The sequence below is a fragment of the Ruicaihuangia caeni genome (assembly GCF_029952955.1).
Taxonomy (GTDB): Bacteria; Actinomycetota; Actinomycetes; order Actinomycetales; family Microbacteriaceae; genus Ruicaihuangia; species Ruicaihuangia caeni.
The window spans coordinates 263,193-283,949 of record NZ_JASATX010000003.1; the positions used below are offsets into that span (position 1 = coordinate 263,193).

The 20,757-nt window shown below is 68.3% G+C and carries 22 protein-coding genes; 5 read left to right on the forward strand and 17 right to left on the reverse strand.

Going from position 1 to position 20,757, the window contains the following annotated elements:
- The gene (locus QF206_RS08755; protein ID WP_281488835.1) at nt 1-579 is read right to left on the reverse strand and encodes an HhH-GPD-type base excision DNA repair protein; all 579 of its coding nucleotides are present in this window, start codon (nt 577-579) and stop codon (nt 1-3) included.
- 142 nt (nt 580-721) lie between these two features.
- Between QF206_RS08755 and QF206_RS08760 the strand changes: the two genes are divergently transcribed.
- Complete coding sequence (locus QF206_RS08760) at nt 722-1,024, forward strand: DUF2470 domain-containing protein (protein ID WP_281488836.1); 303 nt, start codon at nt 722-724, stop codon at nt 1,022-1,024.
- Between the two features lie 54 nt (nt 1,025-1,078).
- Here QF206_RS08760 and mmsB read toward each other — a convergent pair whose 3' ends face one another.
- A complete protein-coding gene (gene mmsB, locus QF206_RS08765) occupies nt 1,079-2,005 on the reverse strand; it encodes a 3-hydroxyisobutyrate dehydrogenase (protein ID WP_281489041.1) in 927 nt (308 codons plus the stop codon).
- Nucleotides 2,006-2,263: 258 nt separating this feature from the next.
- On the opposite strand from mmsB, the gene QF206_RS08770 reads away from it, so the two are divergent.
- On the forward strand, nt 2,264-2,920 hold the full coding sequence (locus QF206_RS08770) for a biliverdin-producing heme oxygenase (RefSeq protein WP_281488837.1): 657 nt from the start codon (nt 2,264-2,266) through the stop codon (nt 2,918-2,920).
- Nucleotides 2,921-2,965: 45 nt separating this feature from the next.
- Here QF206_RS08770 and QF206_RS08775 read toward each other — a convergent pair whose 3' ends face one another.
- On the reverse strand, nt 2,966-3,829 hold the full coding sequence (locus tag QF206_RS08775; protein ID WP_281488838.1) for a DUF72 domain-containing protein: 864 nt from the start codon (nt 3,827-3,829) through the stop codon (nt 2,966-2,968).
- 19 nt (nt 3,830-3,848) lie between these two features.
- The gene (locus QF206_RS08780; RefSeq protein WP_281488839.1) at nt 3,849-5,138 is read right to left on the reverse strand and encodes an ATP-dependent DNA helicase; all 1,290 of its coding nucleotides are present in this window, start codon (nt 5,136-5,138) and stop codon (nt 3,849-3,851) included.
- Nucleotides 5,139-5,194: 56 nt separating this feature from the next.
- Here QF206_RS08780 and QF206_RS08785 point away from each other — a divergent pair, with 56 nt between their 5' ends.
- Nucleotides 5,195-6,154, forward strand: a complete 960-nt coding sequence (locus QF206_RS08785) for a hypothetical protein (RefSeq protein WP_281488840.1) — start codon at nt 5,195-5,197, stop codon at nt 6,152-6,154.
- 68 nt (nt 6,155-6,222) lie between these two features.
- Here QF206_RS08785 and QF206_RS08790 read toward each other — a convergent pair whose 3' ends face one another.
- The 5 genes from QF206_RS08790 to rpmB form a co-directional block, all read right to left on the reverse strand.
- Nucleotides 6,223-8,202 (reverse strand): bifunctional copper resistance protein CopD/cytochrome c oxidase assembly protein, encoded by a 1,980-nt coding sequence (locus tag QF206_RS08790; protein ID WP_281488841.1) that lies wholly within the window; start codon nt 8,200-8,202, stop codon nt 6,223-6,225.
- 393 nt (nt 8,203-8,595) lie between these two features.
- Nucleotides 8,596-8,883 (reverse strand): HU family DNA-binding protein, encoded by a 288-nt coding sequence (locus QF206_RS08795; RefSeq protein WP_281488842.1) that lies wholly within the window; start codon nt 8,881-8,883, stop codon nt 8,596-8,598.
- A gap of 75 nt (nt 8,884-8,958) precedes the next feature.
- Complete coding sequence (gene rpsN, locus QF206_RS08800; protein ID WP_281488843.1) at nt 8,959-9,264, reverse strand: 30S ribosomal protein S14; 306 nt, start codon at nt 9,262-9,264, stop codon at nt 8,959-8,961.
- A gap of 3 nt (nt 9,265-9,267) precedes the next feature.
- Nucleotides 9,268-9,435 (reverse strand): 50S ribosomal protein L33, encoded by a 168-nt coding sequence (rpmG, locus tag QF206_RS08805; protein WP_281488844.1) that lies wholly within the window; start codon nt 9,433-9,435, stop codon nt 9,268-9,270.
- Nucleotides 9,435-9,671, reverse strand: coding sequence for a 50S ribosomal protein L28 (gene rpmB / locus QF206_RS08810; RefSeq protein WP_281488845.1), 237 nt, complete (start codon nt 9,669-9,671; stop codon nt 9,435-9,437). The genes rpmG and rpmB overlap by 1 nt, the downstream gene beginning before the upstream one ends.
- 366 nt (nt 9,672-10,037) lie before the next feature.
- Between rpmB and QF206_RS08815 the strand changes: the two genes are divergently transcribed.
- Both QF206_RS08815 and QF206_RS08820 read left to right on the forward strand, forming a co-directional pair.
- Nucleotides 10,038-12,182 carry an acyl-CoA dehydrogenase family protein gene (locus QF206_RS08815; protein ID WP_281488846.1) on the forward strand — a complete coding sequence of 715 codons (2,145 nt, stop codon included), beginning with the start codon at nt 10,038-10,040 and terminating at the stop codon, nt 12,180-12,182.
- A 127-nt stretch (nt 12,183-12,309) separates the two neighbouring features.
- Nucleotides 12,310-13,344, forward strand: coding sequence for an LLM class F420-dependent oxidoreductase (locus QF206_RS08820; RefSeq protein WP_281488847.1), 1,035 nt, complete (start codon nt 12,310-12,312; stop codon nt 13,342-13,344).
- A gap of 70 nt (nt 13,345-13,414) precedes the next feature.
- Here the strand turns inward: QF206_RS08820 and QF206_RS08825 are convergent, their stop codons facing one another.
- From QF206_RS08825 to QF206_RS08860, 8 genes are all read right to left on the reverse strand, one after another.
- The gene (locus QF206_RS08825; RefSeq protein WP_281488848.1) at nt 13,415-13,807 is read right to left on the reverse strand and encodes a Fur family transcriptional regulator; all 393 of its coding nucleotides are present in this window, start codon (nt 13,805-13,807) and stop codon (nt 13,415-13,417) included.
- Nucleotides 13,804-14,667 carry a metal ABC transporter permease gene (locus tag QF206_RS08830; protein WP_281488849.1) on the reverse strand — a complete coding sequence of 288 codons (864 nt, stop codon included), beginning with the start codon at nt 14,665-14,667 and terminating at the stop codon, nt 13,804-13,806. Before QF206_RS08830 ends, QF206_RS08825 begins: the two co-directional genes overlap by 4 nt.
- Nucleotides 14,664-15,626, reverse strand: coding sequence for a metal ABC transporter permease (locus QF206_RS08835; protein WP_281488850.1), 963 nt, complete (start codon nt 15,624-15,626; stop codon nt 14,664-14,666). The genes QF206_RS08830 and QF206_RS08835 overlap by 4 nt, the downstream gene beginning before the upstream one ends.
- Entirely contained in the window at nt 15,613-16,383 is a 771-nt protein-coding gene (locus QF206_RS08840) for a metal ABC transporter ATP-binding protein (protein WP_281488851.1), read from the reverse strand. Before QF206_RS08840 ends, QF206_RS08835 begins: the two co-directional genes overlap by 14 nt.
- A gap of 4 nt (nt 16,384-16,387) precedes the next feature.
- Complete coding sequence (locus QF206_RS08845) at nt 16,388-17,476, reverse strand: metal ABC transporter substrate-binding protein (RefSeq protein ID WP_281488852.1); 1,089 nt, start codon at nt 17,474-17,476, stop codon at nt 16,388-16,390.
- A gap of 93 nt (nt 17,477-17,569) precedes the next feature.
- Entirely contained in the window at nt 17,570-19,927 is a 2,358-nt protein-coding gene (locus QF206_RS08850; protein WP_281488853.1) for a heavy metal translocating P-type ATPase, read from the reverse strand.
- A complete protein-coding gene (locus QF206_RS08855) occupies nt 19,924-20,265 on the reverse strand; it encodes a heavy-metal-associated domain-containing protein (RefSeq protein WP_281488854.1) in 342 nt (113 codons plus the stop codon). The genes QF206_RS08850 and QF206_RS08855 overlap by 4 nt, the downstream gene beginning before the upstream one ends.
- Nucleotides 20,266-20,445: 180 nt before the next feature.
- Complete coding sequence (locus tag QF206_RS08860; protein ID WP_281488855.1) at nt 20,446-20,727, reverse strand: metal-sensitive transcriptional regulator; 282 nt, start codon at nt 20,725-20,727, stop codon at nt 20,446-20,448.
- Between the last annotated feature and the right edge of the window lie 30 nt (nt 20,728-20,757).

Consider the following 20,757-nt stretch of genomic DNA (forward strand, 5'->3'; position numbering starts at 1 on the left):
TCAGCCCTTCTTGGCGGCTGCCTTCGCCGCCTTCTTCGCCTCGCGGACGCGCCCGAGCGACTCGGCGTCGACGATGTCGGCGACCGACATGAGCGATCCCTCCGACCCATACGGCGCGGATGCTTCGCGCCACCCCTCCGCGGTGAGCCCGTACTGCTTGCCGAGGAGCGCGAGGAAGATCTTCGCCTTCTGCTCGCCGAACCCCGGCAAGGTGCGCAGCCGCCGGTACGCCTCCGCCCCATCGGGCTCGCCGCGAGTCCAGATGGCAGCGGCATCACCGTCCCAATCGTCGCGAACAGCGGCGCACACCGCCTGCACGCGGCCCGCCATCGAACCGGGGAAGCGATGCACTGCTGGGCTCTGCTTGAAGAGCTCCACGAATGCGTCCGGCTCAGCCGCGGCGATCGTCGCGGCATCCAGCGAGCCCATGCGGTCGCGGATCTTCGCGGGCCCCGCGAACGCCGTCTCCATGGTGACCTGCTGGTCGAGCAGCATCCCGATCAGCAGGGCAAGCGGATCTTCGCTCAGCAGCCGATCGGCATCCGCATCGCCGGTGATGTGCAGTTCTCGCGTGGTCATGCGCTCATCCTTCAGGCGCAAGCCTCCGTCGTGCAAGTGCTGTCGATGGTCGAACAGGCGATCGAGCCACGGGTCTCGGGCCCCGCGTGCACCGCGGGCACGATCCAGGCATCCCCGCTCACGAGCACGTAGCGTTGGCACCATGCCTGTGTTCTCCGATGACGTGGTCGCCGCTGTGCTTCACCACATGAACGACGACCACACCGACGACAATCTGCTCATCGCGCGAGCCTTCGGAGACGCGGATGCCGCTGAAGCCGTGATGACGACCCTCGACGAGCACGGCGGCACGTGGCGATACACCTCAGCCGGCCAAGACCGCGAGCTGAACGTGCCCTGGCCGGGCGGTGCGATCGCCGAGCGGCGCGACATCCGTCGCGAGGTCGTCGCCCTCTATGAGAGCGCGTGCGAGCGTTTGGGAGTCCCGCGCAGAGAACAGCACTGAACGCTGCATGAGTGAACGGTGCGCGCGACGCCCATCGTGTGAGCCCGCTGACGCTCACTTCGGCACGGCCACCCCTCCCCCGCTGTTCGCACGGATCTCGTCGATGATCGCTGAGAAGTCGAGCTCACCGCCGGGTCCCTCGGCGAACCTCCGGTAGAGCGCGCTGGCAAGCGCTGCCACCGGCGCGTCGACATCGGCGAACTCCACGGCGTGATCAGCGAGGGCGAGATCCTTCGCCATGAGCCTGCTGGTGAAGCCCGGCGCGAATCCCCTGTTCGCAGGGCTCTCGGGCACCGGACCCGGAACGGGGCAGTTGGTCGTCACGGCCCAGCACTGGCCGGAAGCGTTCGAGACGACGTCGAAGAGCGTCTGGGCATCAAGACCGAGCCGCTCCCCGAGCACGAACGCCTCGCTGACGGCGATCATCGACACGCCAAGGATCATGTTGTTGCACACCTTGGCCGCTTGGCCGAGACCGGAGGCGCCGCAGTGCACCACTCTGCGCCCCATCGCCTCGAGCAGCGGCAGGGCATCGGCGACATCGGCATCCGTGCCGCCGACCATGAATGCAAGCGTGCCGCGCTCGGCACCGACCACGCCGCCCGACATTGGAGCGTCGATGTTGCGATGCCCAGCGGCCGCAGCCAGCCGGTGAGCGAGTTGCGCGTCCTCCACCGAGATCGTCGATGACTCGACGAACAGGGTTCCGGGCTCCGCGAGCTCCAGCAGCCCCGGCTCCTCAACCGTGCCGCGGTAGGCCGCGAGCACCTGCTCCCCAGTGAGCAGGACCGTCACGACCACTTCAGCACCGCTCACTGCCTCTCGGACGGATGCCGCCACCTGGATGCCGCGCCGCGCCGCCGCCTCCCGTGCGACTAGCATGGGGTCATACCCCGTGAGCTGGTGACCGGCATCGCTAAGCCGCTGTGCCATGGGAAGACCCATGTGGCCAAGACCGAGGAATGCGATGCGCTTCGACATGGCGCCCTCCTGCTCCAGCAGACGTCTACCGTCGAGTGCCGCTTTTCCCAGCCACCTCGCCGACGACTCGTTTGAGGCGATCCTGTCACCGGCCGACCCGGCGCGCACGGGCCCGCCGATGGCCGACTCGAAGGTCAAGAAACCCTCGCTCGAGCGAGTGGGTGGAGCCGCGAGCTGCTCATCGCCGCGGCCGACCCGCCATCGACCGCCGTGCAGCCCGTCTATATGATTAGGCTCACCTAACTTTGGGAGACGAGAATGCCGGAGACACGCAGCCTTGCGCAGGCGATCCGCGAGCGAAGCTGGAAGAGCCACGGCGCGAGCGAGGGCGCCGGCTTCATGGCTCGTCTGCTCAAGGGCCATGCGACCCGCGATGACTACACGGCGCTCGTCGTCCAGCACTTCTACATGTACGACGCGCTCGAAGCCGCTGCAGCGCAGCTGTCCGGCCACCCCGAGTTCGAGGCTGTGAACGACGCCCGGCTGCGGCGCATGCCGGCGATCGAAGCCGACCTCGCACACCTCATGGGCGAGGGTTGGCGCACGCGGATCTCGCCGGTCGCGAGCGTCACGCGCTACGCCGCACGCATCCGTGAAGTGGCGGCTCAGGGCTGGGCCGGAGGCGTCATCGCCCACCACTACACGCGCTACCTGGGCGACCTGTCCGGCGGGCAGCACATCAAGCGGGTGATGCAGCGCCACTTCGATCTCGGCGACGACGGTGTGCGCTTCTACATCTTCGATATCGACGACATCGACGCGTTCAAGAACGGGTACAGGGCCGAACTCGATCGGATGCCGTGGGACGACGCCGAGTTCGAGCGGGTGGTCGACGAGACGCTCGCCGCGTACCAGTTCAACACCGATGTCTTCGTCGATCTCGAGGCTTCGCGGCCGACGCCCGCGCTCGCCTGAACGGACAGCGCGCCTATCCAGCGCCGACCCGGCTGGCCATGCGCGTCAGCGCTGGCCTAGTCGCGCGATGAGCGACATCGCATCGACAGGCGCCCGCACCTTCGTGTCGTTGTCGAAGTAGACGAACACATCGCGCCCCGCCGCGAGGTGCGTCTCGCACCACGTCGCCCAATGCTCGATCGCGTCAGCGTCGTATCCCGAGACGTACAGCTCGTCTTTGCCGTGCAGGCGCGCGTACGCGAAATCGGCGGTGACCGCGTCGATGACCGGAAACTTCCCGGCGCTGTCCGCCGTGACGGAGGCGACCTTGTGCCGCTGCAGCAGTTCAGTCCATTCCTCGATCGCGGTCTCGAAGCTCGGATGCCGCACCTCCACCGCGTGCCGCACAGGCGTTGCCCCGGCATCCGCCCCCACCTCGAACCACGCGCGGCCGTCCATCCAGGCGTCGTGCCCGGTCGCCAAGCCTGCCGCGTCGCTCAGCGTGTGCGGCAGCCTGCTCAAGAACTCATCCAGCAGGCCCGCCTCGAACGGGAGCGTGGGCGGCAGTTGCCAGAGGAAGGGGCCGAGCTTCGTGCCGAGACCGAGCACTCCTGAGGCGAAGAAGTTCGCGAGCGGCCCGTCGAGTTCCTGGAGACGCCGGATGTGAGTGATGAAGCGCGGCCCCTTGACGGCGAACACGAAGTCGCCCGGCACGGTGTCGCGCCACTTCGCCCAACTCGCTGGACGTTGCAGCGAATAGAACGAACCGTTGATCTCGATCGACGTGACGTGGCGCGATGCGTAGGCGAGCTCCTCTGCCTGCTTCAGGCCCTTGGGATAGAAGACCCCTCTCCAAGGCTTGTAGACCCAACCCGAGATGCCGACGCGCGCCTCTGATCGGCGCGCTGACTGTCGGCCCGGCGAGGTCATCTGGGCTCCTCTCCCCCGTTCAGCCTGCCTCGATCGCTGGAATGGCGGCAGCGGTCGCCATGAACCGTCGCACGTGCTCGTCGACGCGGATGTCGCTGGGCCGGAGCGGGCGAGTCAGGAAGAGCCCGTCGATCGAGGTGATGCGGCTCAGCGCGACATACGTCTGCCCCGGCGCGAAGCTTCGAGTGCCAAGGTCGACGATCGCACGTTCATAGGTCTTCCCCTGCGACTTGTGGATGGTGACCGCCCAGGCGAGACGCAGGGGGAACTGCTGGAACTCCCCCACGATGTCGCGATGCAATTGCTTCGTCGCCGGGTCGTAGTTGTACTTGTACTTCTCCCAGACGGCGGGAAGCACCTCGTGCTCCTCACCCTCCACCTCGACGCGCACCGTGTCGGTGATGCGCGTCACCTCGCCGATCGAGCCGTTCACCCAGCGCTGATCAGGGTCATTCCGCAGGAACATGACCTGCGCACCCGGTTTCAGCTCGAGCGCCTCGTCGGCGGGGTACGCCCGGCCGCCGAAATCCCCGTTCACCTCTGCTCTTGCGGTGAGGGTCCTCCCGGGAAGACGCGCGAGCGCCGCGCCGTTGATGCGGTTGACAGTCGCGTTGGTCGTCGCGAGCGTGATCACCCCGTGGTCGGGCGCTGGTCGGGCGCCCGCCGTGTTGAGGCGCTCGGCGATCTCGGCGGTGACCATGCCATGGCGCACGGCGTTCAGCATGTGCTTGAACTCGTCGTCGCGCTGCCTGTGGATCGTCGTCAGTTCGAAGATGCGGAGCTCGGCCTCCTGCCACACCTTCGCGTCGAAGAACCACATCGAGCGGTACTCGTGCTCGAAGTACGCACGTTCGTCGCGATCGCCGGGCACAGGCGCGAGTTGGTACGGGTCGCCGAAGAGCACCAATTGCGCCCCGCCGAACGGCACGTCGCGGCGCTGGCGCGCCTGCCGCAGTGACCGGTCGATCGCATCCAGCAGGTCGGCGTTGACCATCGACACCTCATCGATGACAACCGTGTCGACGGTGTTGAGCAGTTTGCGGAGCTGATCCGGCTGGTCGAGATCACGGTCGCCGATGAGGCCGATCGGCAGACGGAACAACGAGTGGATGGTCTGCCCGCCCACGTTCAACGCGGCCACGCCGGTCGGGGCACAGATCACGAGCTGCTTCTCGGAGTGCCACGAGAGGTGGTTGAGCAACGTCGACTTGCCGGTTCCCGCCCGGCCGGTGACGAAGACGTGCTCGCGCGTCTTCTCGATCGTCTCGAAGACGGCGCGCTGTTCGTCGGAGAGTTCCGGCTTCGTCACTCCCCCAGGCTAATCTCGTCGCGAAGCCTGCCGATCACGCGAAATAGGATGAGTGGATGCGTCGAACCGCCGTCGTGTGGTCGTTCGCGTTCGCGGCACTGATCCTCGTCTTCGTCGGCACTGTCGCTGCGCTGAACGCCACGCTCTTCTCTGCCGGAGGCTTCGCGCGCGTCTATCTCGATTCGATCGCGCGCCACGACGTCGACGGCGCGCTCGCCCTGCCTGGCGTGGAACCGCCGCCGGACGCACGGCTCGACCTGTTGTCCCCCGCAGCGCTCGGCGAGCTCACCGAGATCGAGCAGTCTGCCGAGGTGACGCTTTCCGACGGGGTGCGTCGCGTGGAGTTCGAGTACCGCCTCGACGGCGAACGGCACAGCACCTGGTTCACGCTCGAGCCTGCCGGCAAGGTGTTCGGAGTGTTCGACGGCTGGCGCTTCCAGCGAAGCCCCGTTGCCATCCTGGAAGTCACCTCGCTGCACGCAGACCGGTTCTCGGTCGGTGAGCTCGCCCTGACGGCATCCGAACCCACTGCCCTCGGCGTGCTCGTGCCGAGTCGGTACGTCGTCGGCCACGAGTCTCAGTGGCTGCGTGCGCGACCGGTGCCAGCGGCGGTGACGCGACCGGGTGACACTCACGCGGTCTCGCTCGACGTCCAGGCGAGCGAGCGCTTCGTGGACGAGGTTCGCGACCAGCTCGCCGAGTATCTCGACACATGCGCAGAACAGAATGTATTGATGCCGAGCGGGTGCCCGTTCGGGCATCCGATCTCGAACCGCGTTGAGAGCGAGCCGGTCTGGTCGATGGTGACCTACCCGGAAGTCGCGATCGTGCCGGGCCCGGAGACGGGAGTCTGGCTGATGCCCCGTGCCGATGCCGCGGCGCATCTGACCGTCGATGTCCGCTCGCTCTTCGACGGTTCCGTGACGACGCTCAGCGAAGACGTGCCGTTCTCGGTCGGCTACACCATCACGTTCCAACCGGATGGCTCGCTGCTCGTCACCGCGATCTCGGGCTGAGGATTCACGACCTCACGCAGGCCGGCAACCATATTCCGGCAACGGAATAGCGCGGGGTCGACGGGCGGTCAGCCGCGCAGTTGCTGGTCGCGCTCGGCGCGCTCTGCCAGCATCCGGTTCCACTCGGCGAGCTCTGCGTCGCCATCGCGGTCGGCCTGGCGGTCGATGCGGCGGGTCTCGCGGGTGTCTTGACGGCTCCACATGATCGCCACGGCGACCGCGAGCGCAAGCGTTGGTATCTCGCCGATGCTCCAGGTGATGCCGCCGCCGGTCTGCTGATCGACCATCGGCGTATCGCCCCACGTGCGGCCCATCGCGCCATACCAATCGGCGAGCAGCAGCCCACTGCTGCTGATGATGGCGAGCCCGAAGAACGCGTGCGCAGCCATCGTCGCGAGCAGCAGCACCAGTCGCAATGGGTATGCCGGCCTGCTCGGGATCGGGTCGGTGCCGATCAGCACCAGCGCGAAGAGGTACCCGCTGGCGAGGAAGTGCACGATCATCCAGTAGTGACCGATGTGGTCGGTGATCGCCCAGCTGAAGATGGGCGTGAAGTAGAACAGCCAGAGCGATCCGACGAAGATCACCGCAGCGACGATCGGATTGCTCAGCAGCGCCAGGTACCGCGAATGCACGGCGAGAATGATCCACTCGCGCACGCCACGCGTGCCGTCGTTCCGCTTCTCGATGGAGCGCAGCGCGAGGGTGATGGGCGCGGCGATCACCAGCAGGATCGGGATCACCATCGCCAGCAGCATGTGACCGAGCATGTGCACGCTGAACAGGTAGCGCTCGTAGACCATGAATGAGCCGTTCGTCACCCAGAAGAGCATCAGGATGCCGATGACCCAGACGACCGTGCGATGCACCGGCCAGCGATCTCCGCGACGGCTGAGCCGCCACACGCCGGCGAGGTAGAAGAAGAGCAGCATCGCGCAGGCCGTCGACCAGAACGGGTCGAGCTGCCACGCCGTGATCCACGTGGAGAGCTCCGGCTCAGGCGGCAGCGGACGGCCGGTCAGGATCTCGGCGGGTGTCGGGTTCGCCGTGTTCGCAACGATCACCTCGGGCTTCGGCGTCGCGGTGCGCGCGAGTGCAGCCGCAACCCCCGAGGCGATGCCCATGAAGGCGAGTTCGAGGGCCGCCAGCCCCCAGAACGACTTGCCCGAGGGGTTCCGCTCGATGCGGTTGATGATCACGCGACGCTGCCATGCGCCGGCGGCTCCGAGCACGACGAGCGCGGCGATCTTCACGAGCACGAGCACCCCGTACGGAGTGAAGAGCCCCTCGAACGAACCGATGCGCACCTCTGCGCTGACGTAGCCCGAGACGACCATGACGACGTAGCAGAGCAGCGCGAGCGATGAGTAGCGGCGAACCACGACGCTGAGCCTGTCGCCGAGCGAACCCCGCAGCAGCACGATCGTGAGGAGGCCGCCCAGCCACACTGCAGCGGCGACGATGTGCATCCATAGCGCGCTGACCGCGACATCGTGGTCAGCGGTGCCGCCCGAGTGCCCCTGCGCTGCGAGCGGCACGAGTCCGCCGACCGCGAGCAGGGCGACGAACAGCAGCGCTGTGTGATTGCGCACCGAGAAGCAGAAGATGCTGACAGCCGCGGCGATCAGCGTGGCCCAGAGCCAGGTGCGCCCGAGTTCGGTGTCGGTGAGGAAGCGACCCAGCAGCTGCCCGAATTGAGGGTCAGCGGTGACCGGCTTCAGATACAGCGTCAGAAAGGTGAGGAACGCGGTGAACGCGGCGGCCAGCGTCCAGATGACCGACGCGACCGAGGCGATGTCGAGCGCACGCTCGAATGGTCGCTCGCCGGGTTTCAGGGCGAACACCGCGATGGCCAGCGACCCGATGGCGCCAGCCGCACCCAGGTCGACGAGCAGCTTCGACGCGGGGAGACCCCATCGCACGACTGCGCCGGGGTCGCTGATGAGCTGGGGAGCGGCCGCGCCGCCGTAGGCGAGCGCGGCGAGCAGGGCCGCGAATGCCGCGATCAGCAGCAGAGCGGGCAGACTCACCCGGGCGATTCGTGGCACCCTGCAAGCCTACGCGTGGCGCCTGCACGGTCTCTCCGCGCTCGTGCTCTCCTCGCTCTGCGTGCCGTCGCCGGCTGTCGACCGACGCGGGGGGAGTGCCCGCCCGTGACCGCCGGGCAGGGGAGTGCGCGCCCGTGACCGGCGGGCGGCATCCGCGCTCTCGGCCGCGAAGTCGGCATCCGCGCCAGGCAATCGTGTCCGCGCCACTTCCTGGTGGCGCGGACACGAAGAAGTGGCGCGGGCTCGAGGAACTGGCGCGCTTGCTCGGAGACCGCCGCCAGAACACCCCGCAACAACGAAGGATGCCGCCCACCTGAGTGGACGGCATCCTTCGAAAATCGATCCTTGCGGAGCGACTCAGTCGGCGCCGCGCGAGCGCGGCACCGGGTCGAACTACTTGGCGGCAGCCTTCAGCTTGCTACCGGCGCTGATCTTCACACCGAAACCGGCGGGGATCTGGATCTCCGCACCGGTCTGGGGGTTGCGGCCCGTACGAGCGGCACGCTCGGTGCGCTCAACCGAGATCCAACCGGGGACGCTGACCTTCGTGCCCTCAGAAACCGACTTCGACAGGGTGTTGAAGAGGGCGTCGAGCACGCCGTTGACGGCGGACTGGCTCAGGTTGGTGTCGGCGGCGATCGCGGCGACGAGCTCGGTGCGGTTCAGTGACTTGTCAGCCATTCGGTAGTCCTCCTCGGACGATGTGCGATGAGTGGTTGTCCTGCATCGCCTGGGCCTTGCAGAACCGCCTTGAACTTACCAGCTTGACTTGGTGATACCGGGCAATTCGCCACGGTGTGCCATGTCGCGGAAGCGCACACGCGAGATGCCGTACTTCGAGAGCACACCGCGGGGGCGGCCGTCGATGGCGTCGCGGTTGCGCAGACGCACGGGCGAAGCGTCGCGGGGGAGCTTCTGCAGACCCAGGCGCGCGGCCTCGCGGGTCTCATCGGTGCCGTTCGGGTCGACGAGCGCCTTCTTCAGCTCGCGACGCTTCTCGGCGTAACGGTCGACGATCTCCTGCCGCTGCTTGTTGCGGGCGATCTTGCTCTTCTTTGCCATGACTTAGCGCTCCTCGCGGAATTCGACGTGCTTGCGAACCACCGGGTCGTACTTCTTCAGCACGAGGCGGTCGGGGTTGTTGCGGCGATTCTTGCGGGTCACGTAGGTGTACCCGGTGCCGGCGGTGGAGCGGAGCTTGATGATCGGGCGAATGTCTTGCTGCTTGGCCATCAGATCTTCTCCCCACGAGCGAGCAGGTCCTTCACGACCGACTCGATGCCACGGGCGTCGATCACCTTGATGCCCTTAGCGCTGACGTTCAGAGTCACGTTCCGCCGGAGCGACGGCACGAAGTAGGTCTTCTTCTGCACGTTCGGGTCGAAGCGGCGCTTCGTGCGGCGGTGCGAGTGCGAGATGTTGTGACCGAAGCCGGGTACGGCTCCTGTCACCTGGCAGACTGCTGCCATCGGTTCCTCCATTGCTACCGTGAGGCGGGAAAACCGCCTCACCCAAGGTCACTTGTCGGCGCGCATCTCCCGCTCGGCACCACGACACGCGGAGGCAACGGGGAATCGGGTGGGATCAGCACACATGCCGGCACAGACGCGCCAGCCAACGTTCAAGGGTACGTTGTGCACCCGGCATCCGCAAACCGCGGAACCGAACGAGCCTAGCCGGATGCCGAGGCCTTCACCTCGCGAAACGCACAACTCGACGCGCGCTCAACCGCGCCTTGGTTGTAGGCGACAAACGATCGCAGCCTTGTTTAGCGTGATGCGACATATCGTGGCTGCTGTACCGCACCCATCGGCACAGGGACAAAGGACGTTTCAATGGTCGACATCGCTTCAGGCAGCCCACGAGTCGAGACACCGACCACGGCGCAGGCGGCACCCGCTGCCGCGCCCACCGCATCCACTCGCCCCGGGATCGAAGAACCGGCGGTCTCGACCGGTCCCCTCGAGGTGCCGGCACCCGAGGTCGACGTCGAGGCACTCGGCCGCCGCCTGCTCGGCACCTGGGCCGACCTGCGCCTGCGGGCGCGTGAGCTCGTCGCCGACCCGGACATGCAGCGCATCGAGGGCCTCACGATGGAGGAGCACCGCGCGCGCGTGTTCGAGCAACTCAAGCGCTTGGCCAGGGACGGGCAGGTCAATCGCGCATCGCCAAAGGAACTCGGGGGCGAAGACGACCACGGCGGCAATATCGCTGGTTTCGAGGAGATGGTGCTCGCCGACCCGTCGCTGCAGATCAAGGCAGGCGTGCAGTGGGGCCTTTTCGGCGCTGCCGTGCTGCACCTCGGCACCGAACGGCACCACCGCGAGTATCTGCCAGGCATCATGACGCTGGAAGTGCCCGGAGCCTTCGCCATGACCGAGAGCGGGCACGGTTCGGATGTCGCGTCGATCGGCACCACCGCCACCTTCGACGAGACGCACGGAGACTTCGTGCTCCACACGCCGTTCCGCGGGGCGTGGAAGGAGTACCTCGGCAACGCTGCGCTGCACGCGACCGCGGCCGTCGTCTTCGCGAAGCTCATCGCCAAGGGCGTCGATCACGGCGTGCATGCGTTCTACGTTCCGATTCGCGATGAGCACGGCGAGTTCCTGCCCGGCATCGGGGGAGAGGACAACGGCCTGAAGGGCGGCCTGAACGGGGTCGACAACGGGCTGCTGCACTTCGACGAGGTGCGCGTTCCGCGCTCGGCCCTGCTGAACAGGTACGGCGACGTCGACGAAGAGGGCAACTACACCTCGCCCATCGCGAGTCCTGGACGCCGGTTCTTCACCATGCTCGGCACCCTCGTGCAGGGCCGGGTCTCGCTCGACGGCGCCGCGACGTGGGCGGCGGCGGTCGGGCTCGACATCGCGGTGACCTACGGCAACCAGCGGCGTCAGTTCACGGCATCCAGCGACACTGAAGAGGAGGTGCTGCTCGACTACCAGCGTCACCAGCGCCGTCTGATCCCGCGGCTGGCCACCACCTACGCGCAGATCTTCGCGCATGACGAACTGCTGCGAAAGTTCGATGCGGTGTTCAGCGGCGCCGAAGACACGGATGCCGACCGGCAAGACCTCGAGACCCTCGCCGCGGCGCTGAAGCCGCTGTCGACCTGGCACGCGCTCGACACGCTTCAGGAGGCGCGCGAGGCGTGCGGGGGAGCGGGGTTCATGGCAGAGAACCGCCTTGTCGGTCTGCGGCAGGACCTCGACATCTACGTGACGTTCGAGGGCGACAACAACGTGCTGCTGCAGCTCGTGGCGAAGCGTCTGCTGACCGACTTCAGCCACCGCTTCGCCAAGGCCGACACCGGCGCACTCGCCCGCTATGTCGTCGAGCAGGCGAGGGAACGCGCGTACCACGGCACGGGGCTCCGCACGCTGGGGCAGACCATCGCCGACTTCGGCTCGACCGCACGCTCTGTCGGCCAGCTGCGCGAGACCAACATCCAGCGCCAACTGCTGACGGACCGCGTCGAGACGATGATCGGTGAGATCGCAACGGCGCTGCGCCCGGCGCGGAAGCTCGACAAGGCGGCTGCGGCGGCGCTGTTCAACTCGCAGCAGAACGCGATGATCGAGGCCGCGCGGGCTCACGGCGAGCTGCTGCAGTGGGAAGCGTTCACGCGCGCGGTCGACGCCGAGACGGATGCCGGCAACCGGCAGGTGCTCACCTGGCTGCACGACCTCTTCGGGCTCGGCCTCATCGAGAAGCACCTTGCCTGGTACCTCATGCATGGCAGGCTCTCGGCTCAGCGGGCGCAGGCGGTCACCGCCTACATCGACCGGCTGATCGGGCGGCTCCGCCCGTATGCGCAAGACCTCGTGGATGCGTTCGGCTACCAGCCCGGGCATGTCCGGGCGAAGATCGCAACTGGTGTGGAACTCGAGCGGCAGGAGGAAGCGCGGGCGTACCGTGAGGCGCTTCGGGCATCGGGCGATGCGCCCACGCCGGAGAAATCAGCGCGCGATCGCTGACCGAGGCGCCGGGAGGCGCCGGGACGCGCCACGACGGCGTACTGGCGCGGAGCAGTGCGGCTCAACAGGTGCAACGCACGTGCAGCGCTGGTGAGCCGGTTCGCGCTCACTGACTGAGGAGGAGTCGATGAAGCTCGGGTACTCGCTCGGATACTGGCAATCGGGGCCGCCACCCGGCGCGCTCGAGGCGTTGCTCGAGGCCGAGAGGCTCGGCTTCGACTCGGCGTGGACGGCCGAAGCGTACGGCTCCGACGCGTTCACTCCGCTGGCCTGGTGGGGATCGCGAACCTCCCGCATCCGCCTCGGCACGGGGATCGCCCAGCTGTCGGCGCGCACTCCGGCGGCCACGGCGATGGCGGCGCTCAGCCTCGACCACCTCTCGGGCGGTCGCTTCACGCTCGGCCTCGGAGCGTCAGGGCCTCAGGTGGTCGAGGGGTGGTACGGCAGTCCATACCCGAAACCGCTCGCCCGCACGCGCGAATACGTGCAGATCGTGCGTGACATCCTCGCGCGCGAGGCCCCGGTCACTGCTCCCGGCCCGCACTACCCGCTGCCATACGACGGTCCGGATGCCGCGGGCGGCGGCAAGCCGCTCCGTTCCACGGTGCACCCGCTTCGCGCCGACCTGCCCATCTACCTGGCCGCCGAGGGACCGAAGAACGTCGCCCTTGCGGCGGAGATCGCCGACGGATGGCTGCCGTTCCTGTTCTCACCCAGGGCGGATGCCGACTACCGGCGCGCCCTCGACGAGGGCTTCTCGAAGCGGGCGGCGAGTCGTTCGCCGCGCCAAGCGTTCGAGGTCGCCCTGCAGGTGCCGGTGGTGCCGCACGACTCGGTTGAAGAGGCCGCCGATCAGGTGCGGCCGATGCTCGCGCTCTACATCGGCGGTATGGGGTCGCGGCAGGCGAACTTCCACCGCGAGGTGATCGAACGGCTCGGCTACGACAGGGAATGCGGCCTGATCACGGAGCACTACCTCGCGGGCCGCAAGCGGGAGGCGATCGCTGCTGTGCCGACGCGGCTCGTGGAGGAGCTCGCGCTGATCGGGCCGCCGGAGAAGATCCGTGACGAATTGCAGCGGTGGGAGGAGACGGTGGTCACGACGCTGATCGTGCAGGGGGATGCCGCGACGCTGCGCGTGATCGCCGGCATCCTCTCGTAGCGTTCTTCTCCAACCGCCGATCGCAGCGCTGGCCACAGGTGAGGCAGGGGAGCGGAGCAGTGCAGCCCGGTCAGCCGGCCGCCCGGGCCGCGCACTCGGCGCACAGCCCGAAGACGTCGACGACGTGACTCGGCTCGGTGAAGCCGTGCTCCGCAGCCACCTGCCGCGCCCACGCCTCCACCGGCTTCGCCTCGATCTCGACGGTCAGCCCGCAGCGACGGCAGATGAGGTGGTGGTGGTGGGTCCCGGGAGTGCAGGCTCGGTAGAGCTGCTCGCCGTCTTGCTGCAGCAGGTCGGCGGTGCCGTCTTCGGCGAGCTTCGCGAGCGTGCGGTACACGGTCGCGAGCCCGATCGGAGACCCCTCTTCTCGCATGCGAGCATGCAGCGCCTGGGCGCTGACGAACGCCTCCGACTCGCCGAGAGCCTCGCGCACCGCCTCTCGCTGCCAGGTGTTGCGCTTCATGCCCTCAACCGTAGCCTCGCTGCACCGAGCCCGAGACGAGCCCGTTCCTCAAGCGCTTGCCGCCGGCGACGCGCGGAGGTCGACTGCCGAGTGACGAGCTGTGCCAAGACGTAGATCGCGGCCGCGAGCAGCGTGATCGTGCCTCCCGCGCTGACTCCGAACGAGACCGAGAGCCAGAGACCGGTGAGACCGACGGCGGCGCCGAGCAGGGGAGCGCCCAGCGCCATGCCGACCGCTGAGCGTGCGAACAGCTGCACCGTCGCAGCCGGTCCCACGATGAGGGCGATGGCGAGGATGCTGCCGACCGCCGGCATCGCGACGACCACCGTGCCGGCGATGAGCACGAGCGTGAGGAGCTCGGCGATCCACGGCCTGTATCCGGCGGCGCGATACGCGGGCGCATCGAAGCTCGCGAAGAGCAGTTCCTTGCCTGCGACGGCGACGACGACCAGCGCGAGCACCAGCATCGCGGCTGCCAGGGCGAGATCGAGGCCGCTGACGGTGAGGATCGAACCCACCAGGAACGACTCCAGCTGGATCGGCAGTTGAGGGTTGAGCGCCTGCAGCAGAGCGCCGAGCGCGAACCCCGAGGTCAGCACGACGCCCGACGCGACTTGCCCGCCGAGGCGCCGCACCGACGCGAGCGTCGTCATCAGCGCGACGAGCGCAAGGCTGAACACGCCGGCGCCCAGTGCTGGTGGCACGCCGACCACAACCGCGACGACAGCGCCGGGGAACGTCGAGTGGGTGAGCGCCGTGGCGAAGAACGCGCGGCGGCGAAGCACCACCAGCACTCCGACCAGTCCGGCGAGCGCGCCGACGAGCAGCGCTTCGATGGCTGCCGCTTCCAGGTAGCTCATGCGCGAGCACCTCGATCCGCGATCGGCGCGTCGAGACGCTCCCAATCCGAAACCGGCGGCGGCGCGGCTGCTCCGCGGCCGCCTCGAGTTCCGCGCACCCACCATCTCCTGATCCCGTATGCGGCGAGCGCGACCCCGAGCAGTACGAGCAGCACGAGCACGACCGTGGCGCTGCCCGGCAGATCGAAGCCGGCATGCACCGATCCCACGAAGGTCACGGCAAGTCCGAGCCAGGCGCCGAGCAGTGCGGCGAGCGTCGCACCGGCGATGAGGGCGCCGATCGTGCCGGTGAGCAGCCGCGCCACAGCGACGGGCACGATGAGCAGAGCGAGCATGAGCAGCACACCGAGGGCGCGCGAGGCCGCGACGACCACGAGTGCGATCGCGACGTTGAGGAGCAGGTCGAGCGGGAGCAGCCGGTATCCGGCCGCCTCGGCCGCCTGCGGGTCGAACGCGCGGAAGACCTGCTCCTTCAGGGCGGGCAGCACCAGCAGCAGGGCGAGCGCGACGAGGATGCCGGTGGCCCAGACATCCGTCTCGGTCACGGTCAGCACGTGACCGAACAGGAGCTCCGAGAGTTGCCCGGCGTATCCGCGCTGCTGGGAGACGATGATCACGCCGATGCTGAACATGCTCGTGAGCACGACCGCGACCGGCACATCTCCCGGTTCACCCCGCCGTGAGACGAGCGTGAGCGCGACGGCGGCGATCACAGCGGCGATGGCGCCCCCGATGAAGAGTCCGGGCGATCCGGCGATCACGAAGCCGACCACCACGCCGGGGAAGACCGCGTGCACGAGCCCGTCGCTGAGGAATTCGAGCCGCCTCAGATGAACCAGCGGGCCGAGCACGCCGGCCGCGAGCCCGAGCATGACGAGCACGATGAGCGCTCGAGCCATGAACGGCAGCGTGAACGGCTCGATGAGCCACTGCCACACCGCCACGTCAGTGCCCTTCATGGGTGGGCAGGTGCAGCGAGTGCTCGTCGACCTCGATGGTGGTGTCGGGGTGCGCCGCCTCGATGAGCTCGAGTTTGAGCGTCTCATCGGTCGGGCCCCACGCGACCTGCTCGCGGTTGATGAGCAGCACCGAGTCGGCGGTCTGCTGCGCGAGGGAGATGTCGTGGGTCGACATCACGACCGCCATGCCTTCGGCCTTCAACGTGTTGACGAGGGCGATCAGTCCGGTGCGGCTCTCCGCGTCGAGGCCGTTGAACGGTTCGTCGAGCAGCAGCAGCCGTGGCTTCGAGACGATCGCACGGGCGATGATGGCCCGCTGCTTCTGACCGCCGCTCAGCAGGCCGAACGGGCGGCGATCGTGCGACGAGAGTCCGACGCGCACGAGGGCTTCACTGACGGCTGAGCGATCGGCCGCACCCGGCCAGCGGCCCCAGCCGATGCGGCGGTAGAGGCCCATGGTCACGACCTGGCGCACGGTGACGGGGAAGTCGGGGTCGATGGTGTCGGTCTGAGGCATGTATCCGACATGAGGACGAGCGGTCGCAGCATCGCCGCCGAGCACCTCCAGACGACCGGCGGTGAGCGGAACGAGCCCGAGCAGGCCGCGCAAGACGGTCGACTTGCCGGCGCCGTTCGGCCCGATCAGCGCCAGTGCCTCGCCCTGGGGGAGCACGGCAGAGACCCCCGTCGCCGCGGGCTCAGCGGCCCGGTAGGCGAACGCGGCGTGGTCGAGCACGACTGCGGGTGGCTGCGGCATCCGCTTACTCTCGCACTTCTGCCGGCGGAGGCGCGGCCTCGACGCCCCACGATTGCAGGATGCGCTCGACATTGTGCACCTGGGCGCCGATGTACGTGCCCGCGGGCGACCCCGCGGGCCCCAGCGAGTCGACGTAGAGCGCGTCGGCTCCAGCGAAGACGCGCACGCCGGCTTCGCGAGCGATCGTCTCGGCGGCCTTCGGCGAGAGCGACGCCTCGGCGAACACCGCTTTCGCACCCGACGCCCTGATCGCGGCGACGAGCGCATCGATGTCGGATGCCGAGAGCTCAGCACTGTCGTCGAAGCTGGGGATGACCGCGCCGACATAGGTGATGCCGTAGTCGGCGTTGAAGTAGCCGAGGGAGTCGTGGTTGCTCACGATGAGTCGCTGCTCGGCCGGCACACGGTCGATCTGCTCGGTGGTCCACTCGTCGAGAGCCTCGAGACGGTGGGCATACGCGTGGCCGCGCTCGATGTAGGCCTCGGCGCGCGGCGCGTCAAGCGCTTCGAGCGTGTGGGCCAACTCATCGACGATGCGGATCGCGTTGCGGATGCTGGTCCACAGATGCGGGTCGGCGACCTGGTCGGACCCGGCGGTCGCGGCACCATCGGCCGCGGCATCCGCGTGCCCCTCGTGCTCGTCATGCTCGGCGCTGTCGGCTGCACTGTCGCCATGGTCGTCGTCATGACCGTGGTCAGTGTCATGTCCATGGTCGTGGTCGTCGTGGCCCTCGCGAAGGGCCACCGCGTGCGAGGCGTCGAACACCTGCCCGTCGAAGCCCGAAGCCGAAATGGCTCCTTCGAGCCATGGCTCGAGGCCGGCGCCGTTCATGACGAGCACATCGGCGCGCGAAAGCGCCAGCAGGTCGGCCGCGCTCGGGTCGAACGAGTGCGCGCTCGTGTTGGGCTTGAGCAGCTGCGTCACTGCCGCGTCGTCTCCTGCGACCTCGCGGGTGAGGTCGCCCAACTGAGTCGTGGTGACGACGATCGACAACCCGGTGTCACGACCGGGCAACTCAGTGGAGCATCCGACGAGGCCGAGAACCGCGACGACCGCCGTCCCGAGTGCAGCGAGCGGTCGTTTGAGGTTCACGACGGCAACGCTACGCCTTGTTGATAATGATTGTCAATCCGGTTTGGCGCTCGGACAGGGCTTCTGCGGACCATCAGACGTGGCGCTGCCACCTCACGCCGGCTTGAACCGCCGCAGACGCAGGCTATTGCTCACGACGAACACCGAGGAGAACGCCATCGCAGCGCCGGCGAGCAGCGGGTTGAGCAGTCCCGCCATCGCGAGCGGAATTGCCGCGACGTTGTAGGCGAAGGCCCAGAACAGGTTGCTCTTGATCGTCGACAGCGTGCGCCGCGACAACCGGATCGCGTCAGCGACGCCGCTCAGGTCGCCGTGCACGAGCGTGAGGTCGCCCGCCTGGATCGCGGCGTCGGTACCGCCGCCCATGGCGATTCCCAGATCGGATGCCGCGAGCGCCGCCGCGTCGTTGACTCCGTCGCCGACCATCGCGACGACACGCCCCTGCGCCTGCAGCTCGCGCACCAGGTCGAGCTTGCCCTCGGGGGTCATTCCTGCGTGCACCTCTTCGACGCCGACCTCTGCAGCTACTGCGCGAGCGGCGCGTTCGTTGTCGCCCGTCGCGAGCACCGGGCGCAGGCCCATGGCACGCAACCGCTCGACAGCAGCAGGACTCGTGCTCCGCACCGCGTCGGCCACCTCGATCACGCCGGCGACGACGCCATTCCATCCCACCGCGATCGCGGTGCGGCCCGCCGCTTCGGCCGCGTCGACCGCTTCTGCGAGCGCGGGCGACAACGGAGTGCCGAGTTGCTCCACGACCCAAGCCGGGCGCCCCGCCACAACGCTGCGGTCGTCCACGACGGCGCGCACGCCGAAGCCGCGCACCGAGGAGAACTCGGCCACCGAGAGCGCCCCGCCGGCCACCTCCTGGCCCGCACGCACGATTGCCCGGGCGATGGGATGCTCGCTGCCGTGCTCCACGGCGGCGGCCACGGCGAGCAACTCGTCGCGGCTCGTCGATGTAGCCTCCGTGGTGACGTCGGCTACCCGCATCCTGGCTGCCGTGATGGTGCCGGTCTTGTCGAGCAGCACCGTGTCGATGCGGCGCGTCGACTCGAGCACCTCTGGGCCCTTGATGAGGATGCCGAGGCGCGAGCCCCGCGCAGTGCCCACCAACAGCGCCATCGGCGTCGCCAGGCCCAGCGCACACGGGCAGGCGATGATGAGCGTCGCCACGGCAGCCGTGAACGCCGCTTCGACGGAGGGTCCGAAGAGGAGCCACCCGGCGAGCGTGAGCACAGCCAGCACCAGCACGATGGGCACGAAAACGCCCGAGATGCGGTCGGCGAGTCGCTGCACCCGGGCCTTGCCCGATTGGGCCTGCTCCACGAGCTTCGCCATCTGGGCGAGCGCGGTCTCTGAGCCGACGCGCGTCGCCTCGACCACCAGTGAGCCGTCGGTTGCGATGGTCGAACCGGTCACCGTGTCACCCGCCGACACCTCCTCGGGCACGGGCTCGCCGGTCAGCATGCTCATGTCGATTGCGGCAGCGCCTTCTACGACGACCCCGTCGGTGGCGATCTTCTCGCCGGGTCGCACGATGAAGCGGTCGCCCGGCTGCAGCTGCGCGACAGGCACCCGGGTCTCGACGCCGTCACGCAGCAGAGCCGCCTCCGACGCGCCGAGCTGGAGCAGTGCCCGGATGGCGGCGATCGAGCTGCGCTTCGAGCGGGCTTCCGCATAGCGACCGGCGAGGATGAACACCGTGACGGCTGCGGCTGTCTCGAGGTAGAGCTCGTGCGCTCCGGCGCCCGGCTCGCCGAACCACACGAACTCCATCCGGAGGCCGGGCATGCCAGCGCCGCCGAAGAACAGCGCGTACAACGACCACGCGAAGGCGGCCAGCACGCCGATGCTGACGAGGGTGTCCATCGTGGCGGCGCCGTGGCGCGCATTGATGACCGCGGCGCGGTGGAACGGCCAGGCACCCCACACCGCGACCGGAGCGGCCAGTGTGAGCGTGAGCCACTGCCAGTTGTCGAATTGCAGCGGCGGAATCATCGAGAGCACCATGACCGGCACGGTCAGCAAGGTGGAGATGATCACTCGCTGGCGCAACGACCGCAGCGACGAGTCATGCGCTGCGTCTGCGCGGCCGGCACCGGATACCGAGGTGAGGGCGTCACCGAGCGGGATCATGGGGGCGGGTGCGCCGCCGCTCGTGCTCGCCTCGGAGGCCTGCGCACCTGCCGCGACAGCTGCCGAAGCGCTGGAACTCCCACTCGGAGACGACGCCGGCCGCTCAACGGGTTCCGCGGTGTAGCCGGTCGCGACCACCGTGTCGATGAGTTGCTGCAGGGTGACATCGTCTGCGACCTCGAGCGTCGCCTTCTCGGTCGCATAGTTGACGGTTGCCGTGACTCCCGGCATCCGGTTCAACTTCTTCTCGACGCGAGCGGCGCACGACGAGCAGGTCATGCCGCCGACGGCGAGCTCGAGGTTGGTGCTCATGCCAGCGCGTACCCCGCCTCATCGATCGCGGCACGCACGTCGTCATTCCGCAGCGGGGCGTCGCTGCGCACCGTGACCTTCGACGTTCCGCCCGCGACCAGTTCGACTTCCACGGCGCTCACGCCGGCCAGTCCGCTGAGCTCCTCAGTCACGGAGTTGACGCAGTGGCCGCAGGTCATGCCGGTCACCGAGAGCTCGGTCACGGTCTCGGCGTCGACTGCCGCTTGCGAGTTCTGCGCGGCGTTGCCGCCGCCGCAGCCGCACCCGCCGCAGCCGCACCCGCCGCAGCCGCAGCCGCCGGTGCTCGCGTTCTTGTCGGTGAGGTTGAGTTCCTGCATGGGGGTTTCCTTTCGTGGGGTGATTCGATGGAAAGAGGCGCTCTTCCGCAGTCGGTCGAGCGCCGAGAGTCTCTTCAGTCGACCAGCGCGGCGGGCGGACTTCGCTCGAACCGAGGGTGGCGGGATGACCGTCAGAGATTCGACGTCTCTCGTCGCCCGCGCTGGGTCCGGCTTCGCGGATCAGGACCGGACGAGCCGAGCGATGGCCGCGTTGGCCTCGCGCAGCTTCTCTTCGGCGACTGGGCCGCCCTCACGGGTCGCCTCCGCGACGCAATGGGAGAGGTGGTCGTCGAGCATCGTGAGTGCCACCGTCTCGAGCGCTTTGGTCACCGCTGAGATCTGGGTGAGCACGTCGATGCAGTAGGTGTCTTCTTCGATCATGCGCTGGATGCCGCGCACCTGGCCCTCGGCCCTGCGCAGCCGCTTCAGCAGCGCATCCTTATCGTCGACGTATCCGTGCATGCGCACAACGATACCCCCATGGGGTATCTC

Coding starts and splice junctions, on each gene's coding strand:
- QF206_RS08755 (WP_281488835.1), bottom strand. CDS start 579: ATGACCACGCGAGAACTGCACATCACCGGCGATGCGGATGCCGATCGG.
- QF206_RS08760 (WP_281488836.1), top strand. CDS start 722: ATGCCTGTGTTCTCCGATGACGTGGTCGCCGCTGTGCTTCACCACATG.
- mmsB (WP_281489041.1), bottom strand. CDS start 2,005: ATGTCGAAGCGCATCGCATTCCTCGGTCTTGGCCACATGGGTCTTCCC.
- QF206_RS08770 (WP_281488837.1), top strand. CDS start 2,264: ATGCCGGAGACACGCAGCCTTGCGCAGGCGATCCGCGAGCGAAGCTGG.
- QF206_RS08775 (WP_281488838.1), bottom strand. CDS start 3,829: ATGACCTCGCCGGGCCGACAGTCAGCGCGCCGATCAGAGGCGCGCGTC.
- QF206_RS08785 (WP_281488840.1), top strand. CDS start 5,195: ATGCGTCGAACCGCCGTCGTGTGGTCGTTCGCGTTCGCGGCACTGATC.
- QF206_RS08795 (WP_281488842.1), bottom strand. CDS start 8,883: ATGGCTGACAAGTCACTGAACCGCACCGAGCTCGTCGCCGCGATCGCC.
- rpsN (WP_281488843.1), bottom strand. CDS start 9,264: ATGGCAAAGAAGAGCAAGATCGCCCGCAACAAGCAGCGGCAGGAGATC.
- rpmG (WP_281488844.1), bottom strand. CDS start 9,435: ATGGCCAAGCAGCAAGACATTCGCCCGATCATCAAGCTCCGCTCCACC.
- rpmB (WP_281488845.1), bottom strand. CDS start 9,671: ATGGCAGCAGTCTGCCAGGTGACAGGAGCCGTACCCGGCTTCGGTCAC.
- QF206_RS08815 (WP_281488846.1), top strand. CDS start 10,038: ATGGTCGACATCGCTTCAGGCAGCCCACGAGTCGAGACACCGACCACG.
- QF206_RS08820 (WP_281488847.1), top strand. CDS start 12,310: ATGAAGCTCGGGTACTCGCTCGGATACTGGCAATCGGGGCCGCCACCC.
- QF206_RS08825 (WP_281488848.1), bottom strand. CDS start 13,807: ATGAAGCGCAACACCTGGCAGCGAGAGGCGGTGCGCGAGGCTCTCGGC.
- QF206_RS08830 (WP_281488849.1), bottom strand. CDS start 14,667: ATGAGCTACCTGGAAGCGGCAGCCATCGAAGCGCTGCTCGTCGGCGCG.
- QF206_RS08835 (WP_281488850.1), bottom strand. CDS start 15,626: ATGAAGGGCACTGACGTGGCGGTGTGGCAGTGGCTCATCGAGCCGTTC.
- QF206_RS08840 (WP_281488851.1), bottom strand. CDS start 16,383: ATGCCGCAGCCACCCGCAGTCGTGCTCGACCACGCCGCGTTCGCCTAC.
- QF206_RS08850 (WP_281488853.1), bottom strand. CDS start 19,927: ATGAGCACCAACCTCGAGCTCGCCGTCGGCGGCATGACCTGCTCGTCG.
- QF206_RS08855 (WP_281488854.1), bottom strand. CDS start 20,265: ATGCAGGAACTCAACCTCACCGACAAGAACGCGAGCACCGGCGGCTGC.
- QF206_RS08860 (WP_281488855.1), bottom strand. CDS start 20,727: ATGCACGGATACGTCGACGATAAGGATGCGCTGCTGAAGCGGCTGCGC.